Here is a 16,105-nt window from a genome sequence, read left to right on the forward strand (position 1 = left end):
CCGTAAACCGTAACGGCCTTAGACGGCCAGGCGCTTGCGGCCCTTGGCGCGGCGTGCGTTGATCACGGCACGGCCACCGCGGGTCTTCATGCGGACGAGGAAACCGTGGGTGCGTGCGCGGCGCGTCTTGGAGGGCTGATAAGTACGTTTCATGATGCTATTCCTTGAGGTTCAGTTTCGGACGCTGCGCTTGAAACCCCTGCAATCCGCACAACCGCAGGCTGTAAAACAGCGCCTTGGCAGCAGACCTACGGGGCACAAATTTCGGCGCGCCGGGTCAAATCACCCTGAACACATTCAGGGAAACCGAAAATTATCGCAGGCTTGGCTGTTGCTGGCAATGCCTTTTGACTGGCAGGCCTATCTGACAGCCACTTTCCCACCCCTGCCTCGACCCGAATGTGGGCCATCCACGCTCGCTTTGCGGGCATCCGAACGCGTTGCAGCGGCCACTATTCCAACGCAAAACTTCCCCACAGCCTCGGTTTTCAAATTGTGGATAACTATTTGACAAGCTACAATCCGCGGCCCAGGCCCGTTCCTCCTATCCACAAAAAGAATCCCATTGAAATGACCGAGGAATCCTCCCGCAGCCCCCTTCCTTCGCCCGGGTCAGATGCCGGTCAGGGCCTGTGGCAAGCCTGCGTAGAGCAACTGGCGCAAGACCTCCCTGAACAGCAGTTCAACACCTGGATCAAGCCCCTGATTGCCCAGGTGGCCGAAGACTTTTCCAAAGTCACCGTGCTGGTGGGTAACCGCTTCAAGCTCGACTGGATCCGGGCGCAGTATGCAGGCCGCATTGCCGCACTGCTCGAAGGCCTGTACGGCCAACCCGTGACACTGGAGTTAGCACTCGCTCAGCGGGAATCCGTTGTCCGTACTTACGCTCGCCCGGCAGCATCGGAACAATCCAACACCGCAGCACCGTCCGAATCGCAGTCCAGCAGCAATGATGAAACATCCGCTGGCGCCTTTCGCAACCGGCTGAACGCGGGCCTTACGTTTGAGACGCTGGTGGAAGGCACGGCCAACCGCATGGCGCGCTCGGCGGCCATGCACGTGGCGGGCATGCCCGGGCATCTGTACAACCCGCTGTTCATCTACGGCGGCGTGGGCCTGGGCAAAACGCATCTGGTGCACGCTGTGGGTAATCGGCTGCTGCAAGACAAGCCCGACGCCAAAGTTCTCTACATCCATGCCGAGCAGTTTGTGTCGGATGTGGTTAAGGCGTACCAACGGCGTACCTTTGATGAATTCAAGGAGCGTTACCACTCGCTCGATCTGCTGCTGATCGATGACGTTCAGTTCTTTGCCAACAAGGACCGCACGCAGGAAGAATTTTTCAACGCGTTTGAAGCCCTGCTGGCCAAGAAGTCGCACATCGTGATGACATCGGACACCTATCCGAAGGGCCTGGCCAACATCCACGAGCGCTTGGTGTCGCGTTTTGACTCGGGCCTGACCGTGGCGATTGAGCCGCCTGAGCTGGAAATGCGCGTGGCCATTTTGATCAACAAGGCCCGCGTCGAAGGTACCGAGATGCCCGAGGAAGTCGCTTTCTTCGTCGCCAAGAACGTGCGCTCCAACGTGCGCGAGCTCGAAGGCGCGCTGCGCAAGATCCTGGCGTATTCGCGCTTCAACCAGAAGGAAATCTCCATCCAGCTGGCCCGCGAGGCGCTGCGCGACCTGTTGTCGATCCAGAACCGGCAGATCAGTGTGGAAAACATCCAGAAGACGGTGGCCGACTATTACAAGATCAAGGTCGCCGACATGTACAGCAAGAAGCGACCGGCCAGCATTGCCCGGCCACGCCAGATTGCGATGTACCTGGCCAAGGAACTGACGCAAAAGAGTCTTCCCGAGATCGGAGAATTGTTTGGCGGGCGCGACCACACCACCGTTTTGCATGCCGTGCGCAAGATCTCGGGGGAGCGCCAGCAACTGACCGAATTGAACCAGCAACTTCACGTGCTGGAGCAGACGCTCAAGGGCTGAAAACGGGTGGTAAATGCCCCGAACAGAATCCGCCCTGTAAAAGGGCAAAATGACGGGTTGTGCAGCAAGGGGAGGCATGATCTGTGCCGCTGTCCACGCACCGTCCCAAAAACCACAAGAGGTTGATGACATGATCGTCCTGAAGGCAACACAAGATAAGGTTCTCGCGGTACTCCAGTCCGTGGCTGGCATTGTGGAGCGCCGCCACACGCTGCCCATCCTGGCCAATGTGCTGATCCGCAAGACGGGCAACGCCCTGCAGCTGACGACCAGCGACCTCGAAATCCAGATCCGCACCACGGCCGAATTGGGTGGCGACACCGGCGACTTCACCACCACGGTGGGCGCCCGCAAGCTGATCGACATCCTGAAAACCATGCCCGGCGACCAGACCGTGAGCCTGGAGTCGGCCCAGTCCAAGTTGATCCTGAAAGGCGGCAAGAGCCGCTTCACGCTGCAAAGCCTGCCCGCAGAAGACTTCCCGCTGGTGCAAGAATCGGCCGCCTTCGGCCCCGTGTTTGCCGTGCCGCAAAAGACATTGAAGGACCTGCTGGGCCAAGTGTCGTTTGCCATGGCCGTGCAGGACATTCGCTACTACCTCAACGGCATCCTGTTCGTGGCCGAGGGCAAGCAACTGAGCCTCGTAGCCACCGACGGCCACCGCCTGGCCTTTGCCAGCGCCACGCTCGATGTGGAAGTGCCCAAGCAGGAAGTCATCCTGCCGCGCAAGACCGTGATCGAGCTGCAGCGCCTGCTGTCCGACGCGGGCGGCGAGAACCAGCCCCACATTGAGATGCAGTTCGCCAACAACCAGGCCAAGTTCACCTTTGGCGGCATGGAGTTCGTCACCAAGCTGGTCGAGGGCAAGTTCCCTGACTACAACCGCGTGATCCCCAAGAACCACAAGAACAGCATCACCTTGGGCCGCGCCCCGCTGCTGGCCAGCCTGCAGCGCACGGCCATCATGACCAGCGACAAGTTCAAGGGCGTGCGCCTGAACCTGGAGCCCGGCACGCTGCGCGTGGCATCGAACAACGCCGAGCAGGAAGAGGCCGTGGACGAGCTCGACATCGACTACGGTGGCGACACTATCGAGATCGGCTTCAACGTGACCTACCTCATCGACGCCCTGGCCAACATGGGCCAGGACATGGTGAAGGTGGAGCTGTCGGACGGCAACAGCTCTGCGCTGCTGACCATCCCCGAAAACGAGAGTTTCAAGTACGTGGTCATGCCGATGCGCATTTGAGGCGGTCACCCGCTTCACTGCACCGCCTGACCACGGCCACTACAGTATTGATAGCTGCTAGCGCTTATAGGATAAGCGCTAGAGCCCAATTTGACCCATATTGACACATTGGAAACCCCGGTTTCCACGGATTCCAAGGCCCACCATGACCGTTGACAACATTCCTTCCGAGCCCGAATCCAGCGGCGTCTCCGGCCATGTTGAGCCCACCGTCAACAAAATCGACACCAACCAGGCGGGCGCGAGCGAAGGCTACGGCGAAGGCGCGATCACCATCCTCGAAGGCCTGGAGGCCGTGCGCAAGCGCCCCGGCATGTACATCGGCGACACGAGCGACGGCACTGGCCTGCACCACTTGGTGTTCGAGGTGGTGGACAACTCCATCGACGAAGCACTGGCCGGCCACTGCGATGACATCGTGGTCACCATCCACAGCGACAACTCCATCAGCGTCACCGACAACGGCCGGGGCATTCCGACCGGCGTGAAGATGGACGACAAACACGAGCCCAAGCGCTCGGCGGCCGAAATTGCACTGACCGAACTGCATGCGGGCGGCAAATTCAACCAGAACAGCTACAAGGTCTCGGGCGGCCTGCACGGCGTGGGCGTGAGCTGCGTGAACGCGCTCAGCAAAATGCTGCGCCTGACGGTGCGCCGCGAAGGCAAGGTCCATGTGCTGGAGTTCAGCAAGGGCTTTGTGCAGAACCGCATTGTCGAAACCGTGAACGGCGTCGAAGTCTCGCCCATGCAGGTGCTGGACGACACCGACAAGCGCGGCACCGAAGTGCACTTTCTGCCCGATACCGAGATCTTCAAAGAGAACAACGACTTCCACTACGAGATCCTGGCCAAGCGCCTGCGTGAACTCTCGTTTTTGAACAACGGCGTGCGCATTCGCCTCAAGGACGAGCGCACAGGCAAGGAAGACGACTTCTCGGGCGCCGGTGGTGTGCGCGGCTTTGTGGAGTTCATCAACAAGGGCAAAACCGTTCTGCACCCCACGTCGTTCTACGCCGCAGGCGAGCGCCCCGCCGAAACGTATGGCGGCATCCCCGGCACGCACATCGGCGTGGAAGTGGCCATGCAGTGGAACAGCGCGTACAGCGAGCAAGTCCTCTGCTTTACCAACAACATCCCACAGCGTGACGGCGGCACCCACCTGACCGGCCTGCGCGCCGCGATGACGCGCGTCATCAACAAATACATCGAAGAGCACGAGTTCGCCAAGAAGGCCAAGGTCGAGGTCACCGGCGACGACATGCGCGAAGGCCTGTGCTGCGTCTTGAGCGTGAAGGTGCCCGAGCCCAAGTTCAGCAGCCAGACCAAGGACAAGCTGGTGTCGAGCGAAGTGCGCGCCCCCGTGGAAGACATCGTGGGCAAGCTGCTGACCGACTACCTGCAGGAGCGCCCGGCCGACGCCAAGATCATCTGCGGCAAGATCGTCGAGGCCGCCCGCGCCCGCGAAGCCGCCCGAAAAGCTCGGGAGATGACCCGCAGAAAAGGGGTGCTCGACGGCATGGGCCTGCCCGGCAAGCTGGCCGACTGCCAGGAAAAAGACCCAGCGCAGTGCGAGATCTACATCGTCGAGGGTGACTCCGCCGGTGGCTCTGCCAAGCAGGGCCGCGACCGCAAATTCCAGGCCATCCTGCCCCTGCGCGGCAAGATCCTGAACGTGGAAAAAGCCCGCTACGAAAAGCTGCTGACCAGCAACGAAATCTTGACGCTGATCACCGCCCTGGGCACCGGCATCGGCAAGGCCGGTGGCACGACGGGTGGCGATGACTTTGACGTGGCCAAGCTGCGCTACCACCGCATCATCATCATGACCGACGCCGACGTTGACGGCGCCCACATCCGCACCCTGCTGCTGACCTTCTTCTACCGCCAGATGCCTGAGTTGGTCGAACGCGGCCACATCTACATTGCGCAGCCACCGCTGTACAAGGTGAAGGCGGGCAAAGAAGAGCTGTACCTGAAGGACGCCCCCGCACTCGACGGCTTCTTGCTGCGCATTGCGCTGAACCACGCCAGCGTGACCACCGGCGGTGCCAACCCGCAAACCCTGAGCGGCGACACACTGACCGAATTGGCGCGCAAGCACCAGATCGCTGAAAGCGTCATCGCCCGTCTGGGCAACTTCATGGACCCCGAAGCCCTGCGCGCCATTGCCGACGGCGTGAGCCTCAAGCTAGACACCGTGGCCGAAGCAGAAACCAGCGCCGTGGCCCTGCAGGCCAAGCTGCGCGAACTGAACTCCACCGGCGCCCCCGCCGAAGTGGCTGGCGAGTTTGACGTGCGCACCGACAAACCCCTGCTGCGCATCAGCCGCCGCCACCACGGCAACATCAAGAGCAGCGTCATCACGCAAGACTTTGTGCATGGCGCCGACTACGCCGCCCTGGCCGAAGCCGCCGAAACCTTCCGTGGCCTGCTGAGCGAGGGCGCCAAGGTGACGCGCGGCGAAGGCGAAAAAGCCAAGGAAGAAAAAGTGGGCGACTTCCGTGTGGCCATGAAGTGGCTGATCTCGGAAGCCGAACGCACCACCAGCCGCCAGCGCTACAAGGGCCTGGGCGAAATGAACCCCGAGCAGCTGTGGGAAACCACGATGGACCCCAACGTGCGCCGCCTGTTGCGCGTGCAGATCGACGATGCGATTGAGGCAGACCGCGTGTTCACGATGCTGATGGGGGATGAGGTGGAGCCGCGCAGAGACTTTATTGAGACGAATGCGCTGCGGGCGGGGAATATCGACGTTTGACGTAGATCGATAGCCGACTTGGTTGAACCAGCCATGGACTGGGCTCGGATCGAGGTTGAGGCCGTGGTTGCCGACTACCTCAAGATGCTCAGTCTCGAACTAGCAGGCCAAGCCTACAGTAAGGCAGCACACCGTCGCGTCTTGCTTGAAAAGCTCAATGGACGCTCCGCTGGTTCGGTTGAATTCAAGCACTGCAATATCAGTGCTGTGCTGATCAATCTAGGCTGTCCGTATATCCGCGGTTATCAACCACGAGCCAACTATCAGCGGCTACTGTATGAAGTAGTAGAGCAGCAAGTTGTCCGTTCCTCCGCAATGGATTCGCTGGCCCTCGCAGCTGCACAGCAGCCCGCGGTACCTCCAGAGATTATTGATTTCTCGAAAGTCGAGACAGAACCTCCCGCGAAGCGCCACAGCGTTTCCGAAGCAAGCCCGCACTACGCCCGTACGCCCATCAAACGCGACTATTTAGCGATCGAGTCCCGCAATCTCTCTCTAGGCCAAGCAGGCGAAGAATTTGTATTTCGGTATGAACAGTGGCGATTGGTTCACATGGGCAAGAGTGAACTCGCTGATCGGGTAGAACATGTTTCGCAAACAAAGGGCGATGGCCTTGGCTACGACATCCTGTCTTTTGACGCGAATGGTCGCGAGCGATTCATTGAAGTAAAGACGACCGCGTTTGGCAAGGAAACGCCGTTCTTCATATCCCAGAACGAATTGCATTTCTCTCGTGACGCGGGCACTGATTTCACGCTCTGCCGCCTGTTTGAGTTTCGGCAAACCCCACACTTGTTCTCCTTGAAAGGCGCACTGGACCAACACTGCGGCCTGGATCCCGTCACCTATCGCGCCAGCTTTTCTTAGTTGCACGCAAAATTACTGCCCGCGTCAATCCAGTTCCCCATGCGTTCCCCCATCTCCATCGTCGACGTCGACCGTCTAGACACCTGGACCCGCTACCGTGCAGGCCTTTGTGACACCTGCGCGGCCAACTGCTGCACGATGCCGCTGGAGGTGCACATGTCGGACCTGGTGCGACTGGGCTTGGTAGATCCGTTCGAGGCCGAACACGACGAGCCGCGGCACATCGCCAAGCGGCTGCAGAAGGCACGGTTGATTGACCATTTCAATCACAAGAACGCAATCTTCACGATGGCGCGGCGGGCGAGTGGGGATTGCAACTTTCTGGACCCAAAAACACGGCGGTGCACGGTGTATGAACAGCGACCCGAAACCTGCCGCCTGCACCCGCAGAAGAAGAGCCCCAAGCCAGGGTACTGTGCGTATGGCGCGCGGGACCTGCAGCGCAAGGGCTGAGTCCCTATCCGATCCTTTGGCCATTGCGTAACCAGTGCGCGCCTGCCGCATTCGAGGGCCGTTGACGGGACGGGAAGGGTGGTCTACACCGTTTCGCGTTGCGCAAAGTCTGTGAGCGGCTATGAAGGCGCCGGAACGCTTGTGACTTCCACCCGATTCACCCTCGCGTGGGGCGGGCCTTGGTGAGCCCATTCAACAAGCGATTGCACCGCATCCGCCGGGCCGGTGACCAAGGCCTCGACGCAACCGTCGTGGCGGTTGCGCACCCAGCCCCGCAGACCACGCTGCTGAGCAGCCTGCACCATGGACCAGCGGTAGCTCACGCCCTGCACATTGCCACGGATGAGGAGGTGTTGGGTCAGGGTGGTGGTGGGGGTGACGTTGTCGGGCATGGCCGAACTGTATCGCTGGCCACAACGGTAAGCCGCGTCGCCAACGCTGCAGCGGTCGACCTTCAAGTTGCCCCGCGCTAAGCTGTGCAGAAGCGGGTCGCAACGCATCTTGCTCGACGCACCCCGCTCTGTGGATTGCCAATCCCTCCTCGCGCCATGAACGCTACACGCAAAGCGCTGCCCGACATCGACACCGACCGCTGCACGGGCTGCGGCTGGTGCGTGGCGGTGTGCCCGCCACATGTACTGTCGCTGCAGGTGCAAGGGGCGGAGCCATGGGGCCCCAAACGGGCGCAATTGCACGACGCGACAGCCTGCACAGGCTGCGCCCTATGCGCGGTACGGTGCCCGTTTGATGCGATCCGCATGGCGCGTATCTCGGCTGCCCACAACACCTGAGCGAAGTTAGTGGATGTGGGCGATGTTCATCGCTGAAGCCCCAGTCAAACATCAACTCCTTCGTGACTGTGGCGGTTCCCGACTGGCGGGAAATTCTTCGTCACTCTTGCTTGGTTTGCTTCCAAATGCGGTCTGCACGCTCCCATGCTGCTTTTGCGGCGGGTTCGGCGTCAAGCCAGTTCAATCGACTGGTTTGGCGATCTGCCTCCCAGCGGTGTTGCAGGTCGGTTCGGGCTGCGTTCCAGTCTGCCCGGCCATCCAGCACGCTTTGGTACCCGGACCGATACGCGGGTGCGTAGTCGTCGTAGGTGTAGGCATCGGAGTAGTAGGGCTCTTTCACATAGGTGTCACGCCAGTGGGCGTCTTCTACGGTGGGGTTGACCGCTTCTGCGGCACCCTTTCCGGCCAATCCGCCGACCACCGCGCCCACGACAGCACCCACTGCGGTGCCTACAGGGCCAGCAAGGCTCCCTGCTGCGGCTCCGGTAACGGCACCGCCTGCGGCGCCGATGCCGGTGCCAATGGGATGCGCACCGGGTGCGTTGGTAATGGGGTCGGGATTGCGATCCGCATCGGGATGGTTGAGATCTTGGTTCATGGCGCGTCTCCTAAAAGTAGTGACTGGAAAATTGCGAAGCCCCATGATCCCAACGCCATGCAGAGACGCTTGTAGGCCATCAACGTGCACAGGCGACAGGCTGGCTTGTCCATCTCTCCCACGATTTAGGGGGCTAAGGCATTGCAGAGTCAGCAGTTACTACGGAATTGCCTCATGTGAACTGCGCCGAGATTTCATGGCAGGGCGGGCAATGGGACAGCGCCATGCGATGGAGTCCCACATGTCGACGCAGAAGGGCGTGTTGAGATGGCCAGTTCCCTCAACCACCACAAGGAGTCACACCATGTCCGAAAAGAAAGCCAGCGTCCATTGGGAAGGTGCCGGCAAGTCCGGCCAAGGCCAGATCAGCACCGAGACCGGCGCGCTAGACAAGTACCCCTACGGTTTTTCCAGCCGCTTTGGCGACGACCGCAAGGGCACCAACCCCGAAGAGATCGTGGGCGCTGCACACGCCGCCTGTTTCACCATGGCATTTTCCTTTGCCGCTGAGAAAGCTGGCATCGCCACCGAGACGATCGACACCACGGCCAGCGTGCGGCTCAGCAAGGAAGGTGATGGTTTTGTGATTGACCGCATTGCCCTCACGCTCACCGCCAAGGTGCCTGGCATGGACGACGCCGTATTTCAGAAGCTGGCGGCGGATGCCAAGGCCAATTGCCCGCTGTCGAAGGCACTGGCCTCGGTGCCAGAGATCACGCTGACCGCCACGCTGGTGAAGTAACTAACGCGGCGTGCACTGGCACCGGGCACACCACGGTGCCATCATTCTTCGCTCAGCGCGCCCGCACCGCCGCTGCCAGCGCAGCAAACGCCTGCCGGTCCACCGCATGCGTGAAGGCCGTGTTGGGCACAGGGTGTGTCGAGAGCTTGACCACCACGAGCTCCGCCATCGGGTTGATGTGGATGTGCTGGCCCATCAAACCCTTGGCCTCGTAGGTGCCGTCGGCATCGTGGGGCACCCACCACTGGTTATGGTACGAGTAGCCCGCGCGCATGGCGGTGCCCGGGGCCTTGCTGAACTTCGCCGGGTCAGCGCCCTTGCGCAGCTCGGCAATGGTGGCGGGTGAGACGATCTGCTGGCCGTTGTAGCGGCCATTCGCACGCAACATCTCTGCCAAACGGCCCAGGTCGCGCAGCGTGGCGTTCACGCCCACGCTGGTGGACTGGCCGCCATTGGCGTCGGCAAACACATACGCATCCTCCTGCGCGCCCAGACGCGACCAGAGGCGCTCGGACAGCAGCGTGGCGTAGCTCTTACCGGTCACGCGCTGCAGCAGCCAGCCCAGTACTTCCGTGTCCACCGACTTGTACGCAAACGCGGTGCCGTGCTCCCCTTCTTTCTTCAACGTGGGCAGGAACTCGGCCATGCTTTTGGCGGCGCTGCTGCCGGGCGGCGCGGGCTGCAGGCCTGCGGCAGCCAGGTACTGAAAGACGCCGGAGGTGGGGTCGGCAAAGTTCTCGGCATATTGCACGCCGGTGGTCATGTCCAGGGTCTGCTGCACCGTGGCATCGGCCCAGGCGCTGGTAGCCAGCTCGGGCAGGTAGCGGGGAATCAGCGCTTTCGGGTCGATCACGCCTTCCTGGATGAGTTCGGTGGCCAGCAGGCCGGTGAGCGACTTGCTCATGGACCACAGCACATGCGGCTGGTGCGGCTGCATGCCGATGTGGTGGCGCTCGTACACCACCTGGCCACGGTGCAGCACCAGCAGGCCGTCGGTGTAGGTAGATTTTTGCCAGTCGGCCAACGTGGTGGTGCCGCCCTTGCCGTCTGGCACGGGCAGGGCATCGTCCAGCGGGCGGGCTGCCGCGGGCAATGCGCTGGGCGCGCCTGCGCCACGCCACACGGCCGCCGTGGGCCCCAGCTCGCGCAGGTGGTGCGCGGCCCAGCGCACGTTGGGGTATTTGAGGATGTTGGCCAGGCGCACGACTTTGTCGGGTGGCGGCGGAAAGCCCTGCATGAGTTGCAGTGTGGCGGGGTGGGTGGCGTCGGGTGGTGGCAGTTGCGGTGCCTGGGCATGGCTGGTAGCGGCCATGCAGAGGGCGGCAGCGGCCGCGGCGAGCGAGACCAGGGCGAATTGAAGGCGGGGGTACGGCATGGTGAAAACGTCCTGCAAAGGTGAGTAGGGAAAGGGCGGAGAAACGATGGGGAAAAAATGGATTAACGATTGATTCGGCAGGCCTAGCCCCGCGCCGCCAGCAGCGCGCGGATCACCGCCTCGGTGCGGTCGTACTCGCCTTCACCGAAGTGCTTGTAGCGAATGCGGCCCTGCGCATCGATGAGGTAGGCCGCAGGCCAATACTGGTTGCTGTAGGCCTTCCAGGTGCCGTAGCGGTTGTCCTGCGCCACGGGGTGCTTCACGCCGTGGCGGCGCATGGCGACCTCGACGTTGCGTGTGGTGCGCTCGAACGGAAACTCCGGCGTGTGCACGCCCACCACCGTGAGGCCCTGGGGCGTGTACAGCTCGGCCCAGCGGTTCACGTGGGGCAGGGTGCGTATGCAGTTGATGCAGGCGTACGTCCAGAAGTCCACCAGCACCACGCGGCCGCGCAGCTGGGCCAGGGTGAGGGGCTCGGAGTTGAGCCAGCGCTCGATGCCGGTGAACTCGGGCGCCGCGCCAAAGTCGGGCAGCGTGGCGGCCTGGACGGCGGGGCCTACTGCGTGGACGAGTGCGGGTGCCGCCACCGCAGCGGCCACGGAGGCCGCAGATGACAGGAACGTGCGGCGCTGAAACGAAAACGGTGAAGAGGGGTGCGATGTCATGGTGAAAACTCCTTGCTGCGGGCCACTTACAGCCCGCCAGAACCCGAGGGATAGAACTGCGACAGCCAGACCGTGACCTGCCCATCCACCTCCAGCAGCATGGCCAGCGCGACGGCGATGACCACCACCCCAAAAACCTGCTGCACGCGGTGCGCATGGCGCGAGATGCGGCGCACATGGCTGGCCGCGGCCTGGCCGCCGTAAGCAATGGCCAGCATGGGCAGTGCGGCGCCGGTGGAATACGCGAGCAGCAGCACGGCCGTGCTGACCCCGGGCGGCTCGGTGGCGATGAGCGTGAGGATGGACGCGAGCACCGGCCCGGCGCAGGGCGTCCACACCGCACCCAGGCTCAGCCCCAGCAGCAGCCCGCCCCAGTTGCCGGCCGATGAGCCCAGCCCCACGCCGGCCGCGCGGTTGAGCACGCCACTCGCTTGTTGGCTCAGCCACTGGAAGGGTTTTGGCCACACCATGAGCACCCCAAACACCAGCAGCATCACGGCGGCAAACCGGCGCAAGCCCTCCGGCGACACGCCCAGCACCTGCGTGAAGCTGCTGAACAGCAGCGCCACGGCTGCAAACGACAGCGCAAAGCCCAGTGCGATGAACAGAGGGCGCGTGCGCTGCGCTAGGCCACCCGCCACCGACGCGCCCAGCACCACCGGCAGCATGGGCAGCACGCAGGGCGCGCCCACGGTCAGCATGCCGGCGGCCACAGCCAGCCAGGGCGAGGTGGCGACCATGCTCATTGCACGCCTCCGCGCTCTGCGGCCGGGCGGCGCCACACCTGTGTCTTGCCGAACAGCGGAATGCCGACATACGCGCGCACCAGCAACTGGTCGGGCTCGGCGGGTGTGAGCGTGGCGCGGTAGGTCTTGGCGTTCTCGCGGTTGTAAATCTCGCCTTGGTACTCGCCACTGCCGCTGTCGCGCAGGCCCGACAGCATCGTCATGCCCAGCGCGGGCCGTGCGTCGGCCGCGGCCATGTCGGTACCCGGTGCACTCATTGATCGGTTGGCCAGCACACGCACCACCTTGCCGCAGAGGGTGCTGATGCCGCTGCTGCTGCCGGTGTTCGCACTGGCGGTGGCATTAGCGCTAGTGGGACAGGGAGCAATGTCCACCTCCAGGTTTCCACTTTCAGTGATCCAGCGGCCCAGCGGCGCCTTGGGGTGCGGCGCCGATGCAGCCTGCGTCGCAGTGGCAGCTTCTTGCGCGCTGGCGGTGTGCGCCAGGCCCAGGGCCAGCGCAGCGGCGGCCAGGACGATGGATGATTTCATGACAAGTCCTCGTGAAGTTCAGGAAGACTGCATTGAAGCCAGCGCACGTATCGGTGATATTTCCTGGCAAGGTCTTTTGGTATGCGTGCGTGTCTGCTGCGCCGCCAGACAAGTTCAGATACATACGGCCCGCCGCGCCGCCGCCACACGCAGGGCAAACCCCGGAGAATCACCACCCATGAGCACGCCCACCGAAGACCACGTCCTGATCGTCGATGACGACGCGGGCATCCGCGAGCTGGCGGCCGAATACCTGCAGCGCCAGGGCCTGCAGGTGAGCGTGGCGGCCGATGGGCGGCAGATGCGCGAGGTGCTGGCCACGCAGCGCATCGACCTGCTAGTGCTGGACCTGATGCTGCCCGGCACCGATGGCATCGCGCTGTGCCGCGAGCTGCGCAGCCCCGGCGCGCCGCCGCTGCCCATCATCATGCTCACCGCACGCAGCGACGAGGCGGACCGCATCCTGGGCCTGGAGCTGGGCGCGGACGACTACTTGACCAAGCCCTTTGCCGCGCGCGAGCTGCTGGCGCGCATCCACGCGGTGCTGCGGCGCACGCGCATGCTGCCGCCCAACCTGGCGGTGGCCGAGCCCGCGCGCCACCTCGCATTCGGCGACTGGCGGCTGGACACCACGGCGCGCCATCTGCTCGATGCCACGGGTGCGGTGGTGGCGCTGTCGGGCGCCGAATACCGGCTGCTGCGCGTGCTGCTGGACCACCCGCAGCGCATCCTCACGCGCGACCAGCTGCTGCAGCTCACACAGGGGCGTGACGCCGATGTGTTCGACCGCTCCATCGACCTGCTGGTCAGCCGCGTACGCCAGCGTCTCGGCGATGGCGCACGCGGCTCGCGCTACATCAAAACGGTGCGCAACGAGGGCTACGTGTTCTGCGCCGACGTGTTGCCCGCGACAACCTCCAGGGAGGCAGCCGCATGACGCTGCGCTGGTGGCCCCGTTCGCTGTTCGGGCGCATCCTGCTGGTGCTGGCGCTGGGCCTGGCACTAGCGCATGCGCTGACCTTCGTGCTCGCCATCACCGAGCGCAGCATGACCATGCGCCGCGCCATGGTGGCGTACCTGGCGAGCGACGTGGCCAGCTCCATGGCCATGCTGGACCGCCTGCCCGCCGCAGAGCGCGCGCAGTGGGTGGACCGGCTGGCACGCCGCAACTACCGGTTTGCGCTGACCGCGCCGCTCGATGCACCCGAGGACCCGTCTGACCTGGCCCGCCTGATCGCAGGCGCCGTGGGGGCCACGCTGCCGCCCGGGCAAACGGTGCGAGTGATCGACCCCCACATACCCGGCACCGAGCTGCGCCTGCAGCTGCAGCTGGCCGACGGCACGCCGCTGGCCGTGGACATGGACGAGCCCCGGCTGCAGGTCTCGCCCTGGGTGCTGGGTGCGCTGGCGCTGCAGCTGGCGCTGCTGGTGGGCCTGTGCGCCTGGGCCGTGCGCGCAGCCACGCGGCCCTTGCGCGCACTGGCCGATGCAGCCGATGCGCTGGGCGCAGACCGCGCCGCCGTGCCCCTGGCCGAGGATGGCCCGCGCGAGGTGCAGCGCGCGGCCCAGGCCTTCAACCGCATGCAGCACCGCATCCAGGCGCACCTTGAAGAGCGCATGCGCATCCTGGCCGCCGTCTCGCACGACCTGCAAACGCCCATCACGCGTTTGCGCCTGCGCGCCGACCTGCTGGACGACACCGTGCTGCAGGGCAAGCTGCACGCGGACCTGGCCGAGATGCAGTCGCTGGTGGAGGAGGGCATTGCCTACGCGCGCTCGTCCCAGGCCGCCCAGGAGCCCCTGCAGCGCGTGGACCTGCACGCGCTGCTGCAGAGCATTGCGTTCGACTACGCCGATGCAGGCATGCCTGTGTTGCTGCTGCACGCAGACCCGGGCATCTGCGACACGCGCCCGCAGGCCCTGCGGCGGCTGGTGTGCAACCTGGTGGACAACGCACTCAAGTTTGCGGGCGCGGCGGAGGTGAGCCTGCACACCGCCAGCGGCGGCGGGTGGCTACTGCGCGTGCTGGACCGGGGCCCGGGCATTCCGCAAGCCGACCTGGCCGCCGTGCTGCAGCCCTACGTGCGGCTGGAAGACTCGCGCAACCGCGGCACCGGCGGCACCGGGCTGGGCCTGGCCATTGCGAACGAGCTGGCCCAGGCGCTGGGCGGCCGGCTGGTGCTGGGGCCGCGCGATGATGGCGATGGGCTGGAGGCGCGGGTGGAGCTGCCCGGCCCGCAGCCGTAGCGCTGCGCTGCAGGCCGCTGCTACAGTGGCCCTTCCGTGGATTCATGAGGGGGAACGCCGTGGACAGCAGCAGTATCAGCACCAACGCAGACAGTGGCAGCAGCGGCCCGCAGATCCGCATCGGCATCGGCGGCTGGACCTTCGAGCCCTGGCGCGACCACTTCTACCCCGCGGGCCTGGCGCACAGCAAAGAGCTGCAATACGCCAGCCGCCAGCTCACCGCCATCGAAGTCAACGGCACCTACTACAGCACCTTCAAGCCGCAGACGTTTGCCAAGTGGCACAGCGAGACGCCTGAGGGCTTCATGTTCTCGCTCAAGGCCAACCGCTTTGCGACGAACCGCCGCGTGCTGGCGGAGGCGGGCGACTCGATCACGCGGTTTGTGGAAAGCGGAATCTCCGAGCTGAAGGACAAGCTCGGGCCCATCGTCTGGCAGTTCATGCCGACAAAGCCGTTTGATCCCGGAGACTTCGAAGCCTTCCTCGCATTGCTGCCCCAGGCAGTGGACGGCCGCCGCCTGCGGCATGTGCTCGATGTGCGGCACGAGAGCTTTGCCACCCCCGACTTCATCGCACTGGCACGCCAGTACGGGTGCGTGCCGGTGCACACCGATTCGGAGAAGTTCCCCGCCATTGCCGATGCGCAAGCGGACTTTGCCTACCTGCGGCTGATGCGCAGCCAGGCCGACGTGCCCACCGGCTACACGCCAGAAGCGATCGCGCAGTGGGCGGATGGCGTGCGCGCGTGGACGGGCGGCGAGCGGCCGCGCGACGTGTTCGTGTACTTCATCAACGGCGCGAAGGAGCGGGCTCCGGCGGGAGCGATGGAGCTGATGGCGCAGCTGGGTGTGCAGACATTTTGAGACAAATAGGCCGCTACCGCTCTTCCAGCAAGCGCCAACAGCTATGGAATTGATAGCATTTGCACTCGCAGGGCCCTGAGTGTGTAGACCCCTCACCACCAAACCACGCAGCGCTTGCACGCTACACACCACACCGCGCGGGCTTGACGCGGGCCCTGCACCGTCAGGTACACTGCGCCTCTTCATGTCGTACACCACCCCCGCCCTCGCCGCACGCGCCACT

The 16,105-nt window shown here is 64.0% G+C and carries 17 protein-coding genes; 10 read left to right on the plus strand and 7 right to left on the minus strand.

Annotated features, from left to right (window positions below; translation table 11 throughout):
* Nucleotides 1–18 precede the first annotated feature (18 nt).
* Entirely contained in the window at nucleotides 19–153 is a 135-nt protein-coding gene (gene rpmH, locus ACK41V_RS18555; RefSeq protein ID WP_005798102.1) for a 50S ribosomal protein L34, read from the minus strand.
* Nucleotides 154–570: 417 nt separating this feature from the next.
* On the opposite strand from rpmH, the gene dnaA reads away from it, so the two are divergent.
* The 5 genes from dnaA to ACK41V_RS18580 all read left to right on the plus strand — a co-directional run bounded on the left by dnaA (nucleotide 571) and on the right by ACK41V_RS18580 (nucleotide 7,325).
* Nucleotides 571–1,995 (plus strand): chromosomal replication initiator protein DnaA, encoded by a 1,425-nt coding sequence (dnaA, locus tag ACK41V_RS18560; protein ID WP_409784452.1) that lies wholly within the window; start codon nucleotides 571–573, stop codon nucleotides 1,993–1,995.
* Nucleotides 1,996–2,125: 130 nt separating this feature from the next.
* Entirely contained in the window at nucleotides 2,126–3,244 is a 1,119-nt protein-coding gene (gene dnaN, locus ACK41V_RS18565) for a DNA polymerase III subunit beta (protein WP_274106481.1), read from the plus strand.
* Between the two features lie 145 nt (nucleotides 3,245–3,389).
* Nucleotides 3,390–6,005 (plus strand): DNA topoisomerase (ATP-hydrolyzing) subunit B, encoded by a 2,616-nt coding sequence (gene gyrB / locus ACK41V_RS18570; protein ID WP_409784454.1) that lies wholly within the window; start codon nucleotides 3,390–3,392, stop codon nucleotides 6,003–6,005.
* Between the two features lie 33 nt (nucleotides 6,006–6,038).
* On the plus strand, nucleotides 6,039–6,872 hold the full coding sequence (locus tag ACK41V_RS18575; RefSeq protein ID WP_409784456.1) for a DUF3883 domain-containing protein: 834 nt from the start codon (nucleotides 6,039–6,041) through the stop codon (nucleotides 6,870–6,872).
* 39 nt (nucleotides 6,873–6,911) lie between these two features.
* Nucleotides 6,912–7,325 carry a YkgJ family cysteine cluster protein gene (locus ACK41V_RS18580; protein ID WP_409784458.1) on the plus strand — a complete coding sequence of 138 codons (414 nt, stop codon included), beginning with the start codon at nucleotides 6,912–6,914 and terminating at the stop codon, nucleotides 7,323–7,325.
* Nucleotides 7,326–7,444: 119 nt separating this feature from the next.
* Here the strand turns inward: ACK41V_RS18580 and ACK41V_RS18585 are convergent, their stop codons facing one another.
* Entirely contained in the window at nucleotides 7,445–7,717 is a 273-nt protein-coding gene (locus ACK41V_RS18585) for an acylphosphatase (protein WP_409784459.1), read from the minus strand.
* A 156-nt stretch (nucleotides 7,718–7,873) separates the two neighbouring features.
* Between ACK41V_RS18585 and ACK41V_RS18590 the strand changes: the two genes are divergently transcribed.
* A complete protein-coding gene (locus ACK41V_RS18590) occupies nucleotides 7,874–8,116 on the plus strand; it encodes an ATP-binding protein (protein WP_409784461.1) in 243 nt (80 codons plus the stop codon).
* Nucleotides 8,117–8,216: 100 nt separating this feature from the next.
* Here ACK41V_RS18590 and ACK41V_RS18595 read toward each other — a convergent pair whose 3' ends face one another.
* Nucleotides 8,217–8,714, minus strand: coding sequence for a hypothetical protein (locus ACK41V_RS18595; RefSeq protein WP_409784462.1), 498 nt, complete (start codon nucleotides 8,712–8,714; stop codon nucleotides 8,217–8,219).
* A gap of 304 nt (nucleotides 8,715–9,018) precedes the next feature.
* Between ACK41V_RS18595 and ACK41V_RS18600 the strand changes: the two genes are divergently transcribed.
* A complete protein-coding gene (locus ACK41V_RS18600; protein WP_409784463.1) occupies nucleotides 9,019–9,456 on the plus strand; it encodes an OsmC family protein in 438 nt (145 codons plus the stop codon).
* Nucleotides 9,457–9,508: 52 nt separating this feature from the next.
* Here the strand turns inward: ACK41V_RS18600 and ACK41V_RS18605 are convergent, their stop codons facing one another.
* The 4 genes from ACK41V_RS18605 to ACK41V_RS18620 all read right to left on the minus strand — a co-directional run bounded on the left by ACK41V_RS18605 (nucleotide 9,509) and on the right by ACK41V_RS18620 (nucleotide 12,772).
* Nucleotides 9,509–10,831: a serine hydrolase domain-containing protein gene (locus ACK41V_RS18605; RefSeq protein WP_409784465.1), complete on the minus strand. Its 1,323-nt coding sequence runs from the start codon at nucleotides 10,829–10,831 to the stop codon at nucleotides 9,509–9,511.
* Nucleotides 10,832–10,914: 83 nt separating this feature from the next.
* Nucleotides 10,915–11,496 (minus strand): thioredoxin family protein, encoded by a 582-nt coding sequence (locus ACK41V_RS18610; protein ID WP_409784467.1) that lies wholly within the window; start codon nucleotides 11,494–11,496, stop codon nucleotides 10,915–10,917.
* A 26-nt stretch (nucleotides 11,497–11,522) separates the two neighbouring features.
* Complete coding sequence (locus ACK41V_RS18615) at nucleotides 11,523–12,242, minus strand: cytochrome c biogenesis CcdA family protein (protein WP_409784469.1); 720 nt, start codon at nucleotides 12,240–12,242, stop codon at nucleotides 11,523–11,525.
* Nucleotides 12,239–12,772 carry a DUF2147 domain-containing protein gene (locus ACK41V_RS18620; protein ID WP_409784471.1) on the minus strand — a complete coding sequence of 178 codons (534 nt, stop codon included), beginning with the start codon at nucleotides 12,770–12,772 and terminating at the stop codon, nucleotides 12,239–12,241. Before ACK41V_RS18620 ends, ACK41V_RS18615 begins: the two co-directional genes overlap by 4 nt.
* 178 nt (nucleotides 12,773–12,950) lie before the next feature.
* Between ACK41V_RS18620 and ACK41V_RS18625 the strand changes: the two genes are divergently transcribed.
* From ACK41V_RS18625 to ACK41V_RS18635, 3 genes are read left to right on the plus strand one after another with little or no spacing between them, the layout of a single operon-like run.
* The gene (locus ACK41V_RS18625; RefSeq protein ID WP_409784473.1) at nucleotides 12,951–13,709 is read left to right on the plus strand and encodes a response regulator; all 759 of its coding nucleotides are present in this window, start codon (nucleotides 12,951–12,953) and stop codon (nucleotides 13,707–13,709) included.
* Nucleotides 13,706–15,019 carry an ATP-binding protein gene (locus ACK41V_RS18630; protein ID WP_409784475.1) on the plus strand — a complete coding sequence of 438 codons (1,314 nt, stop codon included), beginning with the start codon at nucleotides 13,706–13,708 and terminating at the stop codon, nucleotides 15,017–15,019. Before ACK41V_RS18625 ends, ACK41V_RS18630 begins: the two co-directional genes overlap by 4 nt.
* A 44-nt stretch (nucleotides 15,020–15,063) precedes the next feature.
* Complete coding sequence (locus ACK41V_RS18635) at nucleotides 15,064–15,882, plus strand: DUF72 domain-containing protein (protein WP_409784476.1); 819 nt, start codon at nucleotides 15,064–15,066, stop codon at nucleotides 15,880–15,882.
* Nucleotides 15,883–16,105 lie beyond the last annotated feature (223 nt).

Origin of the sequence: Acidovorax sp., from assembly GCF_046291265.1 — a bacterium.
Taxonomy (GTDB): domain Bacteria; phylum Pseudomonadota; class Gammaproteobacteria; order Burkholderiales; family Burkholderiaceae_C; genus Acidovorax.

Coding starts and splice junctions, on each gene's coding strand:
- ACK41V_RS18630 (WP_409784475.1), top strand. CDS start 13,706: ATGACGCTGCGCTGGTGGCCCCGTTCGCTGTTCGGGCGCATCCTGCTG.
- ACK41V_RS18635 (WP_409784476.1), top strand. CDS start 15,064: ATGAGGGGGAACGCCGTGGACAGCAGCAGTATCAGCACCAACGCAGAC.
- ACK41V_RS18590 (WP_409784461.1), top strand. CDS start 7,874: ATGAACGCTACACGCAAAGCGCTGCCCGACATCGACACCGACCGCTGC.
- gyrB (WP_409784454.1), top strand. CDS start 3,390: ATGACCGTTGACAACATTCCTTCCGAGCCCGAATCCAGCGGCGTCTCC.
- dnaN (WP_274106481.1), top strand. CDS start 2,126: ATGATCGTCCTGAAGGCAACACAAGATAAGGTTCTCGCGGTACTCCAG.
- ACK41V_RS18610 (WP_409784467.1), bottom strand. CDS start 11,496: ATGACATCGCACCCCTCTTCACCGTTTTCGTTTCAGCGCCGCACGTTC.
- ACK41V_RS18585 (WP_409784459.1), bottom strand. CDS start 7,717: ATGCCCGACAACGTCACCCCCACCACCACCCTGACCCAACACCTCCTC.
- ACK41V_RS18580 (WP_409784458.1), top strand. CDS start 6,912: ATGCGTTCCCCCATCTCCATCGTCGACGTCGACCGTCTAGACACCTGG.
- ACK41V_RS18625 (WP_409784473.1), top strand. CDS start 12,951: ATGAGCACGCCCACCGAAGACCACGTCCTGATCGTCGATGACGACGCG.
- ACK41V_RS18605 (WP_409784465.1), bottom strand. CDS start 10,831: ATGCCGTACCCCCGCCTTCAATTCGCCCTGGTCTCGCTCGCCGCGGCC.
- ACK41V_RS18620 (WP_409784471.1), bottom strand. CDS start 12,772: ATGAAATCATCCATCGTCCTGGCCGCCGCTGCGCTGGCCCTGGGCCTG.
- ACK41V_RS18615 (WP_409784469.1), bottom strand. CDS start 12,242: ATGAGCATGGTCGCCACCTCGCCCTGGCTGGCTGTGGCCGCCGGCATG.
- ACK41V_RS18600 (WP_409784463.1), top strand. CDS start 9,019: ATGTCCGAAAAGAAAGCCAGCGTCCATTGGGAAGGTGCCGGCAAGTCC.
- ACK41V_RS18575 (WP_409784456.1), top strand. CDS start 6,039: ATGGACTGGGCTCGGATCGAGGTTGAGGCCGTGGTTGCCGACTACCTC.
- ACK41V_RS18595 (WP_409784462.1), bottom strand. CDS start 8,714: ATGAACCAAGATCTCAACCATCCCGATGCGGATCGCAATCCCGACCCC.
- rpmH (WP_005798102.1), bottom strand. CDS start 153: ATGAAACGTACTTATCAGCCCTCCAAGACGCGCCGCGCACGCACCCAC.
- dnaA (WP_409784452.1), top strand. CDS start 571: ATGACCGAGGAATCCTCCCGCAGCCCCCTTCCTTCGCCCGGGTCAGAT.